The organism is Exiguobacterium qingdaonense, assembly GCF_018617855.1.
Lineage (GTDB): Bacteria > Bacillota > Bacilli > Exiguobacteriales > Exiguobacteriaceae > Exiguobacterium > Exiguobacterium qingdaonense.
In genome coordinates, this window is sequence record NZ_JACSKY010000001.1 from 318,584 (window position 1) to 337,228 (window position 18,645).

Annotated in this window: 20 protein-coding genes; all 20 read right to left on the bottom strand. The window is 48.1% G+C overall.

Annotated elements, in window-relative coordinates:
* Positions 1 to 435 (bottom strand): flagellar FliJ family protein, encoded by a 435-nt coding sequence (locus KNP00_RS01600; protein WP_215141625.1) that lies wholly within the window; start codon positions 433 to 435, stop codon positions 1 to 3.
* Complete coding sequence (fliI, locus tag KNP00_RS01605; protein WP_215141627.1) at positions 432 to 1,751, bottom strand: flagellar protein export ATPase FliI; 1,320 nt, start codon at positions 1,749 to 1,751, stop codon at positions 432 to 434. Before fliI ends, KNP00_RS01600 begins: the two co-directional genes overlap by 4 nt.
* Positions 1,738 to 2,463 carry a FliH/SctL family protein gene (locus KNP00_RS01610; protein WP_215141629.1) on the bottom strand — a complete coding sequence of 242 codons (726 nt, stop codon included), beginning with the start codon at positions 2,461 to 2,463 and terminating at the stop codon, positions 1,738 to 1,740. The genes fliI and KNP00_RS01610 overlap by 14 nt, the downstream gene beginning before the upstream one ends.
* Positions 2,447 to 3,454, bottom strand: a complete 1,008-nt coding sequence (fliG, locus tag KNP00_RS01615) for a flagellar motor switch protein FliG (RefSeq protein WP_215141631.1) — start codon at positions 3,452 to 3,454, stop codon at positions 2,447 to 2,449. The genes KNP00_RS01610 and fliG overlap by 17 nt, the downstream gene beginning before the upstream one ends.
* A gap of 5 nt (positions 3,455 to 3,459) precedes the next feature.
* Positions 3,460 to 5,031 carry a flagellar basal-body MS-ring/collar protein FliF gene (gene fliF / locus KNP00_RS01620; RefSeq protein WP_215141633.1) on the bottom strand — a complete coding sequence of 524 codons (1,572 nt, stop codon included), beginning with the start codon at positions 5,029 to 5,031 and terminating at the stop codon, positions 3,460 to 3,462.
* Between the two features lie 22 nt (positions 5,032 to 5,053).
* Positions 5,054 to 5,335 (bottom strand): flagellar hook-basal body complex protein FliE, encoded by a 282-nt coding sequence (gene fliE / locus KNP00_RS01625; RefSeq protein ID WP_215141635.1) that lies wholly within the window; start codon positions 5,333 to 5,335, stop codon positions 5,054 to 5,056.
* Between the two features lie 13 nt (positions 5,336 to 5,348).
* Positions 5,349 to 5,777: a flagellar basal body rod protein FlgC gene (flgC, locus tag KNP00_RS01630; RefSeq protein WP_215141637.1), complete on the bottom strand. Its 429-nt coding sequence runs from the start codon at positions 5,775 to 5,777 to the stop codon at positions 5,349 to 5,351.
* Positions 5,778 to 5,780: 3 nt separating this feature from the next.
* Positions 5,781 to 6,140 (bottom strand): flagellar basal body rod protein FlgB, encoded by a 360-nt coding sequence (gene flgB / locus KNP00_RS01635; protein WP_240542679.1) that lies wholly within the window; start codon positions 6,138 to 6,140, stop codon positions 5,781 to 5,783.
* Between the two features lie 282 nt (positions 6,141 to 6,422).
* The gene (gene codY, locus KNP00_RS01640; protein WP_215141642.1) at positions 6,423 to 7,202 is read right to left on the bottom strand and encodes a GTP-sensing pleiotropic transcriptional regulator CodY; all 780 of its coding nucleotides are present in this window, start codon (positions 7,200 to 7,202) and stop codon (positions 6,423 to 6,425) included.
* A 36-nt stretch (positions 7,203 to 7,238) separates the two neighbouring features.
* On the bottom strand, positions 7,239 to 8,609 hold the full coding sequence (hslU, locus tag KNP00_RS01645; protein WP_215141644.1) for an ATP-dependent protease ATPase subunit HslU: 1,371 nt from the start codon (positions 8,607 to 8,609) through the stop codon (positions 7,239 to 7,241).
* Complete coding sequence (gene hslV / locus KNP00_RS01650) at positions 8,606 to 9,154, bottom strand: ATP-dependent protease subunit HslV (RefSeq protein ID WP_215141646.1); 549 nt, start codon at positions 9,152 to 9,154, stop codon at positions 8,606 to 8,608. The genes hslU and hslV overlap by 4 nt, the downstream gene beginning before the upstream one ends.
* Positions 9,155 to 9,165: 11 nt before the next feature.
* A complete protein-coding gene (locus KNP00_RS01655; protein ID WP_215141648.1) occupies positions 9,166 to 10,047 on the bottom strand; it encodes a tyrosine-type recombinase/integrase in 882 nt (293 codons plus the stop codon).
* A gap of 184 nt (positions 10,048 to 10,231) precedes the next feature.
* Positions 10,232 to 11,539 carry an FADH(2)-oxidizing methylenetetrahydrofolate--tRNA-(uracil(54)-C(5))-methyltransferase TrmFO gene (trmFO, locus tag KNP00_RS01660; RefSeq protein ID WP_420828304.1) on the bottom strand — a complete coding sequence of 436 codons (1,308 nt, stop codon included), beginning with the start codon at positions 11,537 to 11,539 and terminating at the stop codon, positions 10,232 to 10,234.
* A gap of 2 nt (positions 11,540 to 11,541) precedes the next feature.
* Complete coding sequence (gene topA, locus KNP00_RS01665; protein ID WP_215141650.1) at positions 11,542 to 13,638, bottom strand: type I DNA topoisomerase; 2,097 nt, start codon at positions 13,636 to 13,638, stop codon at positions 11,542 to 11,544.
* A gap of 65 nt (positions 13,639 to 13,703) precedes the next feature.
* Positions 13,704 to 14,498: a DNA-processing protein DprA gene (dprA, locus tag KNP00_RS01670; protein ID WP_215141651.1), complete on the bottom strand. Its 795-nt coding sequence runs from the start codon at positions 14,496 to 14,498 to the stop codon at positions 13,704 to 13,706.
* Between the two features lie 50 nt (positions 14,499 to 14,548).
* A complete protein-coding gene (gene sucD, locus KNP00_RS01675; RefSeq protein WP_215141652.1) occupies positions 14,549 to 15,466 on the bottom strand; it encodes a succinate--CoA ligase subunit alpha in 918 nt (305 codons plus the stop codon).
* 12 nt (positions 15,467 to 15,478) lie between these two features.
* Entirely contained in the window at positions 15,479 to 16,639 is a 1,161-nt protein-coding gene (sucC, locus tag KNP00_RS01680) for an ADP-forming succinate--CoA ligase subunit beta (protein ID WP_215141653.1), read from the bottom strand.
* A gap of 120 nt (positions 16,640 to 16,759) precedes the next feature.
* Positions 16,760 to 17,020, bottom strand: coding sequence for an EscU/YscU/HrcU family type III secretion system export apparatus switch protein (locus KNP00_RS01685; RefSeq protein WP_215141656.1), 261 nt, complete (start codon positions 17,018 to 17,020; stop codon positions 16,760 to 16,762).
* The gene (locus KNP00_RS01690; RefSeq protein ID WP_215141658.1) at positions 17,017 to 17,862 is read right to left on the bottom strand and encodes a hypothetical protein; all 846 of its coding nucleotides are present in this window, start codon (positions 17,860 to 17,862) and stop codon (positions 17,017 to 17,019) included. Before KNP00_RS01690 ends, KNP00_RS01685 begins: the two co-directional genes overlap by 4 nt.
* Positions 17,863 to 17,876: 14 nt before the next feature.
* Complete coding sequence (locus KNP00_RS01695) at positions 17,877 to 18,629, bottom strand: ribonuclease HII (RefSeq protein ID WP_215141660.1); 753 nt, start codon at positions 18,627 to 18,629, stop codon at positions 17,877 to 17,879.
* Positions 18,630 to 18,645 lie beyond the last annotated feature (16 nt).

Sequence of the window (18,645 nt, forward strand, 5' to 3'; positions counted from 1 at the left end):
CTACTTCCCTTTCCCATGATGAATCACAGCAAGTTCGTCCATCATTTGTTGCTCTGTCAGTTTAGCTACCGCCATCTCTTGCGTGCTGACCTTTTCATGTAGCGTCACGTATTTCTTTTCTTCCACCACTTTACCGAGTAATCTTTCTTGCGACGCGTGGTAACGATTGCGCGCTTGTTGAACGACGAGCTGTTGCGTCTCGATTTGGCGCTTCACTTGCTCGCGCGTCTTTTCTCGATATTGCGACATGAGAAGGTCGATGTTTCCAGATTGTTCATCTTGATGTTTGATGAGCGACTCATACATGAGTAGAAGTTCATACAACTTCTCCATCTCCGTCTCGAGTCTTGACTTCAACCCTCTCACTTCAATAGCAGCATCTTCTTTCTCATGTTCAGCAATTGGCATGATTCGTTCTAATATGAGTCTATTCATGATTCACCTCGCGCGATATGTGACAAGTGGACCATCGTTTGATCGAATGCGGCGTCTTCTTCAATCGACTGTTTTAAAAACGTCAACAAGTATGGGTATTTGTCAACGGCGGTGTCGATTGCCGGATTGGTCCCTTTCTTATACGCCCCAATATTGATTAAATCTTCTGCGTCAATATACGTGGCCAGCCAACTTCGGAACGTTTGGGCTGCTTCCCGATGTTCAGGGGATGCAATTTGGTTCATGACCCGGCTGATTGACTTCAACACGTGGATCGCGGGAAACTGTCCACGGTTCGCAAGCGCACGGTCCATGACAAAGTGTCCATCCAATATCCCGCGCACCGCATCGGCAATCGGTTCGTTCATATCATCTCCATCGACGAGGACCGTATAAAAGGCGGTGATCGAACCAGTGGCCGCCGTCCCGCTTCGCTCGAGCAATTGTGGCAACATAGCGAAAACAGACGGTGTGTATCCTTTTGACGTCGGTGGTTCACCGGTCGCGAGACCGATTTCACGTTGCGCCATCGCAAACCGGGTCACCGAGTCCATCATGAGGACCACTTCCTTCCCTTGGTCCCTGAAGTACTCGGCAATCGCGGTCGCTGTATAGGCACCTTTCAAGCGAACGAGTGGCGGCTGGTCACTCGTCGCGACGATGACGATTGACCGTGCCATCCCTTCTGGCCCGAGTTCTTTTTCAATAAACTCCTTCACTTCTCGGCCACGTTCACCAATGAGTGCGATCACATTAATATCTGCAGATGAACGTTTGGCAATCATACCGAGTAACGTCGACTTCCCGACCCCGGAACCGGCAAACAGACCGACCCGTTGGCCTTTCCCGACAGTCAACAGCCCATCGATCATCCGGACACCGGTCGACAAGGCGTCTAAAATCCTCGGTCGATTCAACGGGTTCGGGGGTTTACGTTGAACGTCATAACGCTTACCGGTCACAAGTCGTTCACCTGAAAGGGGACGACCTAAACCGTCGAGCACTTGTCCGATCAACTCTTCACCTACAGGAACTTGAAGCATCTTCCCAGTCCCTTTTACGAGGCATCCTGGAGCGATTTGAGTCGTCTCACCGTATGGCATGAGAAGAACGCGCTCTTCATTGAACCCGACCACTTCGGCTTCAACCGTTTCGTTTGAAGGGAGGATAATCAAGCATCGCTCTCCGACAAATGCGCCCGGCCCATTTGATTCAATCATCAACCCGACGACTCGACATACTCGGCCGATTTTGCGAGTGAACTCGCCATCGGTAGATTGTCTGATCGATTCAATGACCTTCTCAATAAGCGCCATCCGCTAAAACCTCCTCGATTTTGGCTTGAATTCGTTCGAAACTATACGATAAATCGACTTCATTCCCACGATAAGGCGATTCAATCCGGACGGCCGTCTCGTCTAAAGACCCATCACCTCGATACTTCATTGGAGGTGTTTCGTCTGTCCGCCACATCGATTCAAACTGCTGAATCGATGCGAGTCGGGTCGGATGTACAAAGATTGTGAGTGCTTCGGCGTCCACTAGGTGTGACATCTGTTCACGAATCATCGTCGCAAATAGCTCTTCATCTTTTCGAACAAGGTCTGTTGTCACATGTGCACTGACTGAAACGGCCAATTCGATCAGCTGTTCTTCCGCTTTCCTCCATTTTTCTTCAAACAAGAGTTCGAGCTCTGTCGATACGGAGTTTAAACGCGTAGTGATGTCTTCAAACTCGGCCAATCCATCCTGTCTCCCTTGAAGAAGTCCTTCTTGGTACCCTTCTGAACGGGCTTCTTCAAACGTTTGTTGCTTCAAACGTTCTAGTTGTTCTAGTTCTGCCAGTTGAAATTGTTGAAATGCTTCTTCATCCTGTTTCAGCTTCTCATAGCGCGACTCGATGACTTCATGATGGTCAATGTGATCGGTCGGTTCAAAAACAGGTGTTTCTAATCGTTTGGACTCAATCCGTTGCGGAATGTTCGACGTTGCACGTTGACGTTTGATTACATTAGACAACGATGTCATCTCCTCCACCTCGACTGATTACAATCTCACCGACATCCTCTAAGCGACGAATGATTCCAACGATTCGCCCTTGCGCTTCCTCGACGTCACGCAACCGTACAGGTCCCATGAACTCCATATCTTCTTTGAACGTTTCGACCATTCGTTGCGACATGTTTTTGAAGATGATTTGTTTGACTTCCTCCGATGAAACTTTGAGTGCGAGCAACAAGTCATCGTTCGCCACTTCACGAATAATGCGTTGGATTGCACGAGAATCAAGAGTGACGATGTCTTCAAAGACAAACATGCGTTTCTTGATTTCTTCTGCGAGTTCTGGGTCTTCGATTTCGAGTGCGTCGAGAATTGTCCGTTCGGTCGTTCGGTCGACCCCGTTCAATACTTCGACGACCGCCTCGATTCCACCAGACTGTGCATAATCTTGCATATCTGTCTGCGACAAGTTCTTTTCTAGAATCTGTTCGACTTCATGGATGACATCTGGATTGAGCCGATCCATCGTCGCGATTCGTTTCGCGACTTCCGATTGAATCTCGGGTGGAAGTTCCGATAGAATTTGCCCCGATTTGACAGGTTCTAGATGGGCTAATATTAATGCGATCGTCTGAGGGTGCTCATTTTGAATAAAGTTCAGCAGCTGTTTCGGGTCAGCCTTTCGTGCGAACTCAAACGGTCTGACCTGTAAGGTCGACGTCAGACGATGGATCAATGCCATCGCCTTGTCTTCACCGACCGCTTTCTCAAGGACCGTTTTCGCAAATCCGATCCCACCTTGGGTAATATAACTTTGTGCCATGGCGAGTTCATGGAACTCACCGAGAATACTATCCTTTTCTTCCGGGGACACTTTTTTCAACGCTGAAATTTGAAGCGTCAGTTGTTCCATCTCTTCTTCTGAAAGATGCTTGTAGACGTTCGCCGCCACTTCAGGTCCCAGGGAAATCATGAGCATCGCTGCTTTTTCGCGATTTGATTGTTTAGCATAGTTCACGTTACTCACTCCTCAGACATCCAAGTACGAAGTAGTTTAGCAAACTCTTCTGGATTACTTTCAGCTAATTTTTCTAACTGTTTCTTCTTCACAGCCCCTTCGCCTCGCTCTTCAAGGTCAAGGTCAGGAACTTCATCTTCATACGGAACTTCCCATTCGTTCGGTTCCGACACGACTTCTTGTTTACGTCTACGCATCATGAAGAATATGAGTGCAAGAAGAACGACTGCTCCGGCAGCTGCCGCATACATCCACCATGGTGTAGGTTGTTCTGTTGCCGGGACGTCTGCCACTTCGGCGAATGGCCGTGACACGACGACGACCTTCTGTTCAAGTTCGGCCTCTGTGATGGCCACATCCGTCTTCGCTAATGAAGTTCGAATGATGGAATACATCATCGTTTCGAGATCACCCTCGAGTTGTGGATCGATCGTCGTCGCACCGTCTGGTGGTTCAACGATCAGTTGCACACCAAGGTCACGAATCGTATACGGTGCGTTTTGAATCTGTTTCGTAATGCGGTTCACTTCATAGTTGATGATTTCATGATTCTTTTCACTTTCTTCTGTGCTATCCCCAGTCGCAGCCGGGAAATTGACCGTGTCGTTCTCGCCGGTCCCCGTCGCTTCTGTCGCCGTTCCGGTACCACCTGTGTACGCTTCAGCGATTCGCTCGGCAGATGTCACGATGCCTTCCATGTTTTCTTCATCGACTGGTGTCACGAGATTCTGCTCCTCGGCAGTCTGTGTCGTGTCGATGTCGGCCGTTACGGAGACGAGTACGCTTCGTTCACCTAATAAAACGGAGAGCATCTGTTGAATTTGTTGACGTACATCCTTCTCGACTTGACGTTTTAGCGCTAACGGGTCAGATGAAGACCCCCCTGCAACAACTGTTTGATCAAGGTCATAATACGTAAAGTACTGATCCATGATTGAAATGTTTTCAGGTTTCAAGTTCGGGACACTCTTACTGATCAAATGATAGAGACCTTTCACTGTATTCGGTTCTAAGTTCGTTCCGGTTCCGAGATTCAATACAATCGAGGCCGTTGGTTCACCTTGATCTTCAGCTAAAAAAACTGACTTTTCAGGAAGTGAGATGATGACTTTCGCTTGATTGATTCCTTCGATTTGAGTGATGAGTCGCTCAAGTTCTGTCTGCATCGCGCTTCGCTCGATGACTGCCATTTCGCGATCTGTCGTTCCGAAACCGGCGTTCTCACTAAAGAAACTATAGTCGATGGACCCTGACTTCGGAATGCCTGCCGCGGCCAAACTCACTTTCAATTGGTCGACCATTTCATTCGGCACATAGACGCTCACACCGTTCGAAGTCGCCTTGATTTCTGACCGAACCCCGTCTGCAGTTAACTTCTCGGTCACTTCACCCGCTTCTTGAGCAGACAAGTTTGTATAGAGAGGCGCCATGCTCGGTCTCGCTAAGAAGAAAGTAAGCACAAGGGCCACGATTAGTAAGACCGCAATCGCAATACCCCACACGAGCTTTCGTTTTGCTGGCATCGCTTTTAGGAAATCGGTCGTGGATTTGAATCGTTCTTTTACTTGTTCATTCATCGCAACTTGTCATCCTCTACAATTAAACTTGCATTCGCATCATTTCTTGATAGGCCTCAACAGCCTTGTTCCTCACCTCGATGGCAAGTTGCATCGCAATCGACGACTCTTCACTTTGAATCATGACTTGAAGAAGGTCAGCTTTTCCGACAGCCAAGTCTTTCCGAGCCTGACTAGTCGCTTGTTGCGTCTCATTCAACGCATTCATCGCTTCGTTCAAATATGACCCGAATTGAGATGGGTTCGTTTTGTTTAGTGATGGCGTGACTTCCTGACTCATCATTTGAATCGGATTAATTTGCATGCTAGATTACTCCTTATCCTTTTCCAATTTCCATCGCCTTGACGAGCATCGCCTTCGATGCGTTCATCGCTGCGATGTTCGCTTCATATGAGCGAGTGGCGCCCATGAGGTCGACCATTTCTTTCAATAGGTCAACGTTTGGCATCTGAACATATCCCCGCTCGTCCGCATCAGGATGATTCGGGTTGTAGGCGAGTTTGTAAGGTGAATCGTCTTCGATGATTTGAGCGACTTGTACCCCGCCATTGACGGCACCTAAATGATTTTTAAAAGGTGATTCTTGTAACACGGTCATCTTTCGCGTATACGGTTGCCACTCCCCATCGACTAGTTTCCCTCTTGTCGTCTGTGCGTTCGCGATGTTTGCCGATACAGTGTCCATTCGTAAACGTTGAGATGTCAGCGCCGACGCTGAAATATGAAAACTATCGAACATTCCCACCGATTAGCGACCTCCCCGAATAACAGATTTTAATCCTCCGAGTCTGCGATTCATTTGCTCCATGATCGCCTCGTACTGCAGTTGGTTTCTTGCCAGTTCACTCATTTCATAATCCAAGTCGACATTGTTGCCGTCACTTCTCATCGCTCCACCAGCCCGATTGATGACTTTAGACTCGGTCGAATCACTCGGTCGGCCACCTTGAAGCTTGAGTCGCATCTCATTTTGAAGCGTCTGTTCAAACACCGCTTGTTTCGCTTTGAAGTTCGGTGTATCGATATTTGAAATGTTATGACTGATGACCTTTTGGTTGAGGACTGAATGATTGACGGCTTGTTTAAGTAATTGGTAGTCACTACCCATCCAATTCACGGCGTTCACTCGCTTTCATATAATAAATACTGATATATACCTGATTTGGAAAATCTACTATTTCATTGAAACAAATCTGTAACAGTTCCGAAAGATATTTTTTAAAACATAGGTAAATGGGTTAACGTCTTTTTGTCGAATTAACGTCAATTTTTAAAAATGATTACTTTCGTACTAAAAAAAACCACTTCCTCAATGAGGAAAGCGGTTTTTTAGGAACAAAGTCCCTTTTAAAAGTGTTTTCAATGGAAATCACACATCGAAAGTTGTATATCAGTTTGATTTCAGTTTTTGTAGTTCAAACAAGAAATTATCATTCAATATTTTAATATACGTTCCTTTCATACCTAAAGAACGTGATTCAATGACGCCAGCACTCTCTAATTTACGAAGTGCGTTCACGATGACCGACCGAGTGATTCCCACTCTATCGGCAATTTTGGAAGCAACTAACAGCCCTTCATTGCCACCAAGCTCTTCGAAAATATGTTCAATCGCTTCAAGTTCTGAATACGATAATGAGTTGATTGCCATTTGAACAACAGCTTTCTTACGGGCAGATGTCTCTGCTTCTGAAGCCTTTTCACGAAGAATCTCCATGCCTACTACCGTCGCACTATATTCAGCCAGAACGAGGTCGTCTTCTGTGAATTCATTCGCCAATCGTCCTAAGACGAGCGTACCTAACCGTTCACCACCACCGATAATCGGGACGATCGTCGTCTTTGAGTTGAGGAATAGGTCGTGGTTTTCGACTGGGAATGCTGTGTACTCACTATCGATGTCGATATTTGCTGTCGTTTCTTTTACATTGAACAAGTTCGATGCATACGGTTCCGGGAACTGCCTGTCCACTAAAAATGCCTTCATCCGGTCATTTTCAATCTGTTGTTTGATCGCAAAACCGAGAAGTCGTCCGCGACGGCTCACGATAAACGTATTGGACTCAAGCACTTCACGCATTTTGTCCGCCATTTCTTTAAAATCAACGTGTGCACTTGCCTCTTGTTGAAGCATCGTGTTTAATTGGCGAGTTTTATCTAGTAAATTCATAATCTCTATTTCCTCCCTGTATGTGCATACAGAATCTTATAAAATATATTGACTTAAGTCGCGATCATCTGCGATCGAACCAACTTTTGCTTGTACGTAAGCGGGTGTGATCTCCACGCTTGTCTGTGGCATATCTGCAGCTTCGAACGACAGATCTTCTAGGACACGTTCCATAATCGTGTAAAGGCGGCGTGCACCGATGTCATCGGTCTCTCGATTGACGTGTGTCGCAATTTTTGCGATTTCTTCAATCGCTTCGTGTGTGAATCGAACCGTGATCTCTTCAGACTCCAATAGAGCCGTATACTGTTTAATCAACGCCTGTGAAGGTTCTGTCAGTATTTTGACGAAATCTTCTTCCGTTAAACTACTCAATTCGACACGGATCGGAAAACGTCCCTGAAGCTCAGGAATCAAATCAGAAGGCTTGGCCATATGGAAAGCACCAGCTGCGATAAAGAGCACGTGATCCGTTTTGACAGGACCATATTTCGTGACGACCGTCGATCCTTCCACGATCGGGAGTATGTCACGTTGAACGCCTTCACGAGAAACGCCGGCATGGTCTTGTGACTTTGTTGCGATCTTATCAATCTCGTCGACGAAGATGATTCCCATCTGTTCGCTTCGTTGTACCGCTTCATCATGCACTTCGTTCAAGTCTAACAAGTTTTCAGCCTCTTCCGCGATGATTAGCGGTCTCGCTTCACGAACAGTCAACTTACGTTGTTTCCGCTTCTTCGGAACGATTTGACCGAGCATGTCCTGAAGATTCGACAACCCTTCCATGCCTTGACCTTGGAATAAATCCATCGTCTGTTTTTCTTCCAACTCGACTTCAATGACACGGTCTTCGAGTTCACCGAGTTCAAGTAAACGTCGAAGCTGGGAACGATCATTTTTTGATGTGTCCGTCGTGGATTCAGGCTGTTGCGTCTGCCCCCCGAACAACGCCTCGAACGGGTTCGATGCATTTGGTGTAGCTTTCGCTTTTCCTTGCAAAGCATCTAATAGCCGCTCAGTGGCCGCGCGTTCTGCAGGTTCTTTCACATCGTCTTTCTTCTCCTCTTTGACGAGACGAACTGACGCTTCGACAAGGTCACGTACCATCGATTCAACGTCACGACCGACGTACCCGACTTCAGTGAACTTCGTCGCCTCCACTTTGACAAATGGAGCCCCGACGAGTTTAGCCAAACGACGGGCGATTTCTGTCTTCCCGACACCTGTCGGCCCAATCATCAAAATATTTTTTGGTGTGACCTCGTCGCGAAGGTCCGCACTTAATTTTTGACGGCGATAACGATTTCGTAAAGCGATCGATACGGCCCGTTTGGCGTCCTTTTGACCAATTACGAATCGGTCTAGTTCCGATACGATTTGCCTCGGTGTCAACTCTCGGTTCATTTAGCATCGCCTCCAATCGTTTCTACAATGACTTGATCATTTGTATATACGCAAAGCTCACCGGCAATCTCTAGCGCCGCACGCGCGATTTCTTCAGCAGATTTGTCAGCGGAATGACGAACGAGTGCGCGCCCAGCAGCAAGCGCATAGTTTCCGCCAGATCCGATCGCAAGGATCCCATCATCCGGTTCGATGACTTCTCCGTTTCCGGAAACGAGCAATAGATGCTCGGCATCCATGACAATCAAGAGCGCTTCAAGTTGTCGTAAGATTTTATCCCCGCGCCATTCTTTCGCTAATTCGACCGCGGCGCGTGGCAAGTTACCGTTATACATTTCAAGCTTTGATTCAAATTTCTCGAACAAAGTAAACGCATCGGCAACGCTACCAGCAAAGCCGGCAACGACTTTTCCGCCATACAGGCGTCTTACCTTCTTCGCCTTGTTTTTCATGATGACGGCATTCCCGAAGGTGACTTGACCGTCTCCACTCATCGCACATTGTCCATCGTGTCGAACTGCGAAAATCGTTGTTGCGTGAAACATATCGTAACCTCCTACTTTCTTGGATGTGTCGCTTGGTAGATCGAGCGAAGTCGTTCGGTCGATACGTGGGTGTAGCGGCCAGTCGTCGAAAGCGACTCGTGCCCGAGCAGTTCTTGAACAGCTCGCAAATCCGCTCCCCGCTCTAACAAGTCCGTTGCAAAACTGTGTCGCAACGAGTGCGGGGTGAGTGGTTTATGTACCCCACCCTCTTTTCTCAAGCGTTTCAAAACATACCGAATTTGGTCTGTTGTCATTCGATTCCCTTTTTGACTCAAAAATAATGCGTTTTCCGCTTTGCTCCCGACATCTTCCCTCACTTCGATGTAGTTTTTCAAGGCGTTTGAGGCGTACGTTCCGATTGGGACGTATCGTTCTTTTTTTCCTTTTCCCGTTACATGAACGAAAGATAAGACATCATCGAAAGAAGAAAGGTTCATTCCACAAAGTTCAGCGACGCGGATCCCGGTCCCATACAGCACTTCTAAGATGGCGACGTCCCTCATCCGTAAAAACAAATCGTCTTGCATCGATGCGACTTCTAACAGTTGTTCGACCTCAGTCGGAACAGCGAAGGTAGGTAACGCCTGCCTTCTTTTTGGCGACGTCAGGTCATGAAACAACGGTTCCCCTCCATGTTCTCTTGCCATGTATTTCCCGAATTGCTTTAGGCAAGATATCTTTTGGGACACCGTGGAACTCGCTAACTGTTTTTCATAAAGGACATATAAATAACGCCGCGCCGTCTCTGCATCGTAAGGGTCTTGATGCATCGATTGGCAATATGCGGCGTACTGGTCGAGCGTTTGCTCGTAGGAGCGTTTCGTATGAGGAGACAGTTGACGTTCGATTTGGCAATAGCGTAAAAATGATTGTCGATCCTCTAAGAACCCCATTTTATCGCCTCCTCGGTCACTTCTAAAAACGCATGTTCTCGTCAAATCGAAATTAGCATAGCATACAGAATGTATGGTGACAATAGATTGTCGTTCAATAATCTGAAAATTTTCAAAGTATGAAACAAATTACACAATTGAAATTTAATTTCAAAACAAAAGAGCCAATAAATGGCTCTGTTGTTCAAAGATCTTTATACTGTTGAATCGTCTCGAGTGCACGATTGGCATAGCGCTCGTAGCGCTCCTGCTTCTTCATTTTCTTAGGAGCATCTTCTAGTGACGGTACCAATCCAAAGTTTGCATTCATCGGTTGGAAGTGTTTCCCGTCAGCTGTCGTGATGTAATGCGCCATTGAACCGAGCATCGTTTCACGTGGTAACACGACAAGTTCTTCACCTGCAATCATCTTCGCCGCGTTAATTCCAGCCAGCAGTCCTGATGCGGCTGATTCGACATACCCTTCCACACCCGTCATCTGACCTGCGAAGAAGAGTGTATCTCGCGTTTGTGCCTGATATGTCGGTTTGAGCAGGCTCGGTGAATTAATGAACGTGTTTCGGTGCATGACACCGTAACGGACAATATCCGCATTCTCAAGGCCCGGGATGAGACGAATGATGCGCTTTTGCTCGCCCCATTTCAAGTGTGTCTGGAAACCGACCAAGTTGTACAGTGTGCCCGCCGAGTTGTCTTGGCGGAGTTGAACGACTGCGTATGGTCGCTTGCCCGTCTTCGGATCTTCTAACCCGACCGGCTTCATCGGTCCGAAAAGAAGTGTTTTTCGCCCACGCTCAGCCATGACTTCAAACGGCATGCACCCTTCGAAATAAATCTCTTTCTCAAACTCTTTGAGCGGAACGACTTCTGCTTTGATGAGTTCCTCGTAAAACACGTTAAACTCTTCTTCCGTCATCGGACAGTTCAAGTAAGCCGCTTCACCTTTATCGTAACGTGACTTCAAGTAGACTTTTTCGCGATCGATCGTATCACCGTCTAAAATCGGTGCTGCGGCGTCATAGAAGTAGAGATACTCTTCACCCGTGAATGCTTTGAGCGAGGCGGAGAGGTCAGGAGACGTCAACGGGCCTGTCGCCACGATGACGATCCCTTCAGGAATCTCTTTCAACTCTTCTGAGTGTACCGTGACATTCTCATGGTTCTTTAGTTTCTCGGTGATGAACCCGGCAAACTCATGTCTGTCGACGGCAAGGGCGCCGCCAGCCGGGACACTCGCCGTGTCTGCCGCCTTCAGGATGAGCGAGTCCAACGTCCGCATTTCTTCCTTTAGAACTCCGACCGCATTTTGTAGTCCGTTCGCCCGGAGCGAGTTCGAACAAACAAGCTCCGCAAATTGGTCCGTGTGATGGGCCGGCGTCTGGCGGACCGGTCTCATTTCATATAAATCTACTTGTATGCCTCGTTTGGCGAGTTGCCATGCCGCTTCGGAGCCGGCCAATCCGGCCCCGATTACAGTTACACGTTGTTGCAACGTTACTCCTCCTCTTGCTGATGTACCTCTGTATGGGTACAGTTCGTACATTGATATTTCATGCCGTCTTTAATTTTCTTTTCAACCATCAGACTATCGCACTCAGGACACGGTTTTGCGACCGGCTTATCCCATGAGACGAATTCACACTCTGGATAGTTGGAGCATCCATAAAAGAGACGACCTTTTTTACTGCGACGTTCCACGATTTGACCATCCTTACAGTTCGGACAAGGTACACCGATCTCGACTTGTACTGGCTTCGTGTTCGTACAGTTCGGGAAGTTCGAACATGCCATGAACTTTCCGTATCGTCCCATTTTGATGACCATTGGTGAACCACATACCTCACAATCGATTCCGGCAGGTTCATCCTTCACTTCAATCTTTTCGATTTCCTCTTCGGCACGCTTCAAACGTTTCTCGAATGAGCGATAGATTGGAGCGACGACCTCGGTCCACTGAACTTCCTTATGCTCGATGGAGTCAAGCAGCGTCTCCATATCCGCCGTGAACTGAACTGTGATGAAATCATTGAAATACTCATCAATCATTTCGATGACGAGCTCACCAAGTTCGGTCGGAACAAACTTTTTCTCTTCTAAGACGACATAACCACGTCGTTGAATCGTATCAAGTGTCGGTGCGTACGTCGACGGACGACCGATCCCAAGCTCTTCCATCGCCCGAACGAGCCGCGCCTCCGTATATCGTGGTGGTGGTTGTGTGAAATGTTGCTTCGGTTCGATCGTTTCAAACTTGACCGTATCATCCACCTCAAGAGGCGGCAATAAGCCTTCCTTCTCTTGATTCGTATCCTCGATGTCATCATCTTTTGATTCGATGTACACCTTCATGAACCCAGGGAATTTGACGGTCGACCCGTTCGCCCGGAAAATCATTCCGTTCGATTCAACGTCGATTTTGACCGTATCGAGCACTGCTGGTGCCATCTGGCTCGCAATCAGACGTTCCCAAATCAATTTATAAAGTCTTAGCTGGTCGCGAGACAGATAAGGCTTCAAGGAAGCAGGGTCACGCAGTGCTGAAGTCGGACGAATCGCTTCGTGCGCATCTTGTGCGTTTGCTGCTTTCTTTTCTTTTTGCTTTTGTGAGGCTGCGTACTCTTCACCGAATGTCGATTCGATATATTCTTTTGCCTCTGCCTTTGCCAAGTCAGAAATCCGCGTCGAGTCTGTACGCATGTATGTGATTAGTCCGACCGTGCCTTCTTTCTTGCCAAGGTCGATCCCTTCATACAACTGCTGAGCGAGCATCATCGTTTTCTTCGCACGGAAATTTAATTTACGCGCCGCATCTTGTTGCAACGAACTCGTCGTGAACGGTAACGATGCATTCCGTTTCCGCTCTTTCTTCGTCACATCGATTACCTTGAACGTATCATCAATCGTATCAAGGACAGACTTTGCGTCCTCTTCCGACTTCAACTCCATCTTCTTGCCATCTTTTCCGTAAAACGACGTTTCGAACGTCTCTCCCTCGTGATTCAAGTCGAGTTTGATTGACCAATACTCTTCCGGGTCAAACGCATTGATTTCACGTTCGCGGTCGATAATCATTTTTACAGCTACCGACTGGACTCGACCGGCAGATAGTCCTTTTTTCACTTTTTTCCACAATAAAGGACTCATCCCATATCCGACAAGACGGTCTAAAATACGTCGTGCTTGCTGCGCATCGACAAGGTCGTGATTGATTTTACGTGGATGCTTAAACGATTCTTTAATTGCATCTTTCGTGATTTCGTTAAAGACGACACGACACTCCGTTGTCTCATCAACCCCGAGTGCGCGCGCCAAATGCCAGGCAATCGCTTCCCCTTCTCTGTCGGGGTCGGCTGCGAGAAAGATTTTTGTTGCTTTTTTGGCCGCTGTCTTCAATTCTTTCAATACCGGCCCTTTACCACGGATCGTAATATACTTTGGTTCAAAGTCGTGTTCGACATCCACACCGAGCTGACTTTTCGGTAAGTCAATGACGTGCCCCATCGAAGCTTTGACCATATAATTCGAACCTAAATAACGTTTAATTGTCTTTGCTTTTGCCGGTGACTCAACGATCACCAAATATTTTGCCATACATCTGCTCCCCTTTTAGAGGTCATTTAAATCCCTACCATAATATTCATGTTCTCACCGGTTTGTCAACGTACAATCATGAGATCTCGAATAATTTGATCGGAATTCGTCAATGGAATCGCCCCTTCTTCAATCAGTCGATTCGGTCCTTCTGCGAGAGGATCGAGCGGAGAACCCGGTACCGCGAACACCGTTTTTCCCTGTTCTAATGCATGTCCGACCGTGTTCATCGTCCCGCTCTTTCGTCTCGCCTGTATAACGACCAACGCATCGCCAAGACCACTGACCAAACGATTTCTTTCCAAAAATTGAAATTTTTGAATCGGCGTGTTTGGTACATACTCACTTAGCAGGACTCCCTTTTGCGGAATCTGCAAAAGCATGTCTCGGTTCGCCGCCGGATAAAGTCGGTTCAGTCCAGCTCCGAGTACCGCCACTGTCGGACGATGCGTGCGGAGGGCATGCGCGTGAATGAGCCCATCGATTCCGAGGGCGCCTCCAGAAACAGATACAGTTTCTTCTATTAAAGAGTGATAATGATTCACGAGCGATTGACTGATTCGATTCAACTCACGACTTCCGACCATCGCGGTCGTTCTTTCTTGTAGTACCTCTAAATCCCCCTTATAAAACAAACAATAAGGTGGGTTCGGGATGTCGAGCAACCGTTTCGGAAACGAGGCATCTTCCCATGTGACGAACTGCGTATACGATTCCGATGCGTGTAAAGCCATTTCAGCCCGTCTCCAGACATGTATAGAAAAATGCATACGGTGTGCTTCAAGCGTGCCATTCAAATAATGATGTACAAACTCAACTGGAATTCGTGCAGCCGCAAACCGTGCAATTGTTTGATTCATCACAAACTCTCCTTTAAAAAAATGAGGGATGCAAGCATCCCTCAAGATTTTCATGTCGTCGGTTGTCCCGTGACACACGCTTCGTATAATCCTTCATTTTTCAAGACACGAATCAATGTTTCACCGATGACAGCTGGTGTCTCAGCCACTTCGATTCCATTGGCGTTCAATGTCTTAATCTTCTCAGCAGCCGTACCTTTACCGCCTGAGATGATTGCGCCAGCATGTCCCATGCGCTTTCCTTCAGGAGCTGTCTGTCCGCCGATAAAACCGATGACCGGTTTCGTCATGTTGGCCTTCACCCATTCAGCTGCCTCTTCTTCTGCTGTTCCACCGATTTCACCGATCATGATGACCGCTTTCGTATCCTCATCATCATTGAACGCTTTGAGTGTATCGATGAAGTTCGTTCCGTTGACTGGGTCTCCCCCAATCCCGACAGCTGTCGATTGACCGATTCCTGCTGTCGTCAACTGATGAACCGCCTCATACGTGAGCGTCCCAGAACGTGATACGATTCCGACATGCCCTTTCGTATGAATGTAGCCAGGCATGATGCCAAGTTTCGCTTCTCCTGGCGTGATGATACCAGGACAGTTCGGTCCGATTAAACGAGCCGGTTTATCTTCGAGATAACGTTTCACTTGAATCATGTCCACAACCGGGATTCCTTCAGTGATACAGATGATGAGTTCGATGCCACTGTCCGCGGCTTCCATGATCGAATCCGCTGCGAAAGCAGGTGGAACATAGATGATCGATGCGTTGGCACCTGTCGACTCGACCGCTTCGGAAACGGTATTGAATACCGGAACGTTATCGAGGACCGTCGTGCCACCTTTCCCTGGTGTGACACCGCCGACTAACTTCGTGTTATACGCAAGCATCTGTTCGCCGTGGAACAGTCCTTGCTTCCCTGTAATCCCTTGAATGATGACTTTCGTATCTTTATTCGCCCAAATACTCATGTCGTTTCCCCCTTATCGAACGAGTGCTGCGATTTTTTCTGCACCGTCAGCCATCGAGCTGGCCGTCGTGATCGCAAGTCCAGATTCATCGAGAATGCGCTTCCCGGCATCAACGTTCGTTCCTTCTAAGCGAACGACGAGTGGCAAGTCGAGTCCGATTTCTTTCGTCGCTGCGACAATCCCCTCTGCGATGATGTCACACTTCATGATTCCACCGAAAATGTTGACGAAGATTCCTTTGACCTGGTCGTCTGACAAGATCAATTTGAACGCTTCTGTCACTTTTTCTTTCGTCGCACCGCCACCTACATCGAGGAAGTTGGCGGGTTCAGCGCCGTAGTGCTTGATAATATCCATCGTTGCCATCGCAAGACCGGCACCGTTGACGAGACAACCGATGTTCCCGTCGAGCGCGATGTAGCTAAGGTCATGCTTAGACGCTTCCACTTCTCGTGGGTCCTCTTCCGTCGTATCGCGTAACGAGAGGATGTCCGAGTGACGGTAGAGAGCGTTGCTATCGAAGTTCAACTTCGCATCAAGCGCGATGACATTTCCGTCTTTCGTCGTGACGAGCGGGTTGATTTCAGCGATTGTGCAATCTGTCTCGACGTACACTTTGTACAACTTCATGACCATGTCACTGAACTTGTTGACGAGTTTCGTCGGGACTTCCATCTTGAATGCGAGACGACGTGCTTGGAATGGACGCAAGCCAACGACCGGATCGACAATCTCTTTATGAATCTTCTCAGGTGTATGTTCAGCGACTTCCTCGATGTCCATTCCACCTTCAGATGAACCCATGATGACAATTCGGCCGATCGAACGGTCAAGCACGAGTCCTAAGTAAAATTCTTGGTCAATCGCAGAACCTTCCTCGATATAGAGACGCTGGACAACTTTTCCTTCTGGACCTGTCTGGTGTGTCACGAGCGTTTTTCCGAGAATCTCCGAAGCGTATTGCTCCACTTCTTCATCTGTCTTCGCAAGTTTGACGCCACCTGCTTTACCACGGCCACCTGCGTGGATTTGAGCTTTTACTACCTTCACTTCACCATCAAGCTTCGCAGCGGCTGCCACGGCCTCTTCAACAGTAAAGGCTGGATAACCTGTCGGAACGGCTACCCCAAACTCTCTTAACAATTCTTTCGCCTGATACTCATGGATATTCATATGTTTTCCCCCTTAGTCCCCTTTAATATCGGCACGTCTATTGTAACGAAAAACTGAAAGCGCTGTCTATCGTTCTAGCTTTAAGTTTTCATCTTTTTTTCACATATATCCATAGACAAATCAGATTTTATCCTGTTCCATCTGATAAAGAAACGCAAAAAGTTCGGCAATGACTTGATAGACGTCCTCAGGAATCTGCTCTTCAATCTGTAACGCCGAGAGCAATGAGAGAAGGGCCGGGTCTTCATGTACGGGAATCCCGTTCGCTTGAGCGATTTCAAGCATTCTCTCGGCGATAAGGCCCGTTCCTTTCGCCACGACATGTGGCGCATCCATCGACTGCTCATACGAGAGTGCCATCGCCTTTTTCTGATCTTTCATATTTGGAGATCCACCTTTCCAAGAGGCGCGAACGCGGTCGGAACGTGTTCACGCTTCACTTCATATGAGAATGAGGACAGTTCGAACGAGACCCGTTTTAATCCTTCCTTCAAAAGCGGCTCGTATGTACGGACATATGAACTCAAGTCGTGTTGTTCATTGAACACCCGCACGGACACGTAACGTTTTTGAATCAACACATCAATCCCTGTCTCACCGAATCGCGGGGTCTCAAGAAACAAGACGATTCGGGCGTGGTCGGAATCAATCACGTCCCGTTTTGGAGCTTCTAATCGAAGTTGAACGTGTTCAAATGGACCTAGTTGCGGTATGTGAAATGCTTGAGCAACGAACGGGGGGCTCTGGGCCGCATTGAACACCTCTTGTGTACGTACGAACTGTTCAAACTTCGGCTCACCTTTCGCTTTAAACAATTCTCCGATGAGCGTCTTCACATCTTGCCCCGCCCCACTCTCGAGCATCGCCTTCCCGGCCGTCTTGACCGAATCCGGCGTCAACATCGGGTCTCGCACGAGGCGACCGAGCTGTTCACCTAACGTTTGAAGAGGGGATTTTGCAGCCATGAGCGCTTCGGTCGCTTGAGTGACGACTTTTAAGACGAGCTTCGGTTCGACATCCGTCACGACCATTTTATACGTCACGTTCTCTTTGACGTTCGCATTGACGCCGACCCGAAATACCCCTTGTGGCAGTTGCATGACCGCCTCGTTCCCAGGCAAGAGCTGTAACACCTTTCCGACGACCGTGTTCCCAAGTAACAGGGGGCGTGATGTCTGTTCGGTCACCTTGAACGGTAAGACCCCTTGATGATCGATACGCAATGCGACCACTCCTTTCACATATGCTTGACGGGGGCGAATGTAAGGCGATGAATCGGTGTCACTCCGAGGCGCCTCAAACCATCTATATGTGCCTCCGTCCCGTATCCTGCATTTTTTGCGAACCCATATCCAGGATACGTCAAGTCGTACGCTTCCATCATCCGGTCTCGGACGACTTTTGCGACGACACTCGCTGCGGCGATGGACACACTGAGCGCGTCACCTTTGATGAGCGACTGTTGCGGGATGTCGAGATCGAGTTTCATGGCGTCAATCAATAAGGCATCCACATCTCCGACTTGACGGATAGCTTCCGTCATCGCAAGCTTCGTCGATTCGTATATATTGATGTCATCGATCGTCTTCGGTTCGACGATTCCGACACCGACCTCTGCGACTTCCATGATGTGAGCGTATGCCGCGTCTCTCGCTGTTTTCGTCATTTTTTTCGAATCATTCAATCCCGAGAGGTAGAACCCGTCCGGTAACAGGACCGCCGCTGCCACGACCGGTCCTGCGAGCGGTCCACGCCCGACCTCGTCTACGCCGACAATCCGACTATATCCGCCACGCTTCCATTCGCGCTCGTACGTCATCCGTCGTTCGAAATCAGCTTGTCGTGTCTTCTCCCGTTCGAAATGACGCTCCTTTTGCCGAAGTAGCGTCTGTACGCCCGCTCGGGGGTCTTGTGACAATGCCGGGAAGATTTGTACCCATTCTTCATATCGGATGTCCTCTAGTTGTTGTTTAATCTGCTGAATCGTCACGGTCTTCCTCCTATTC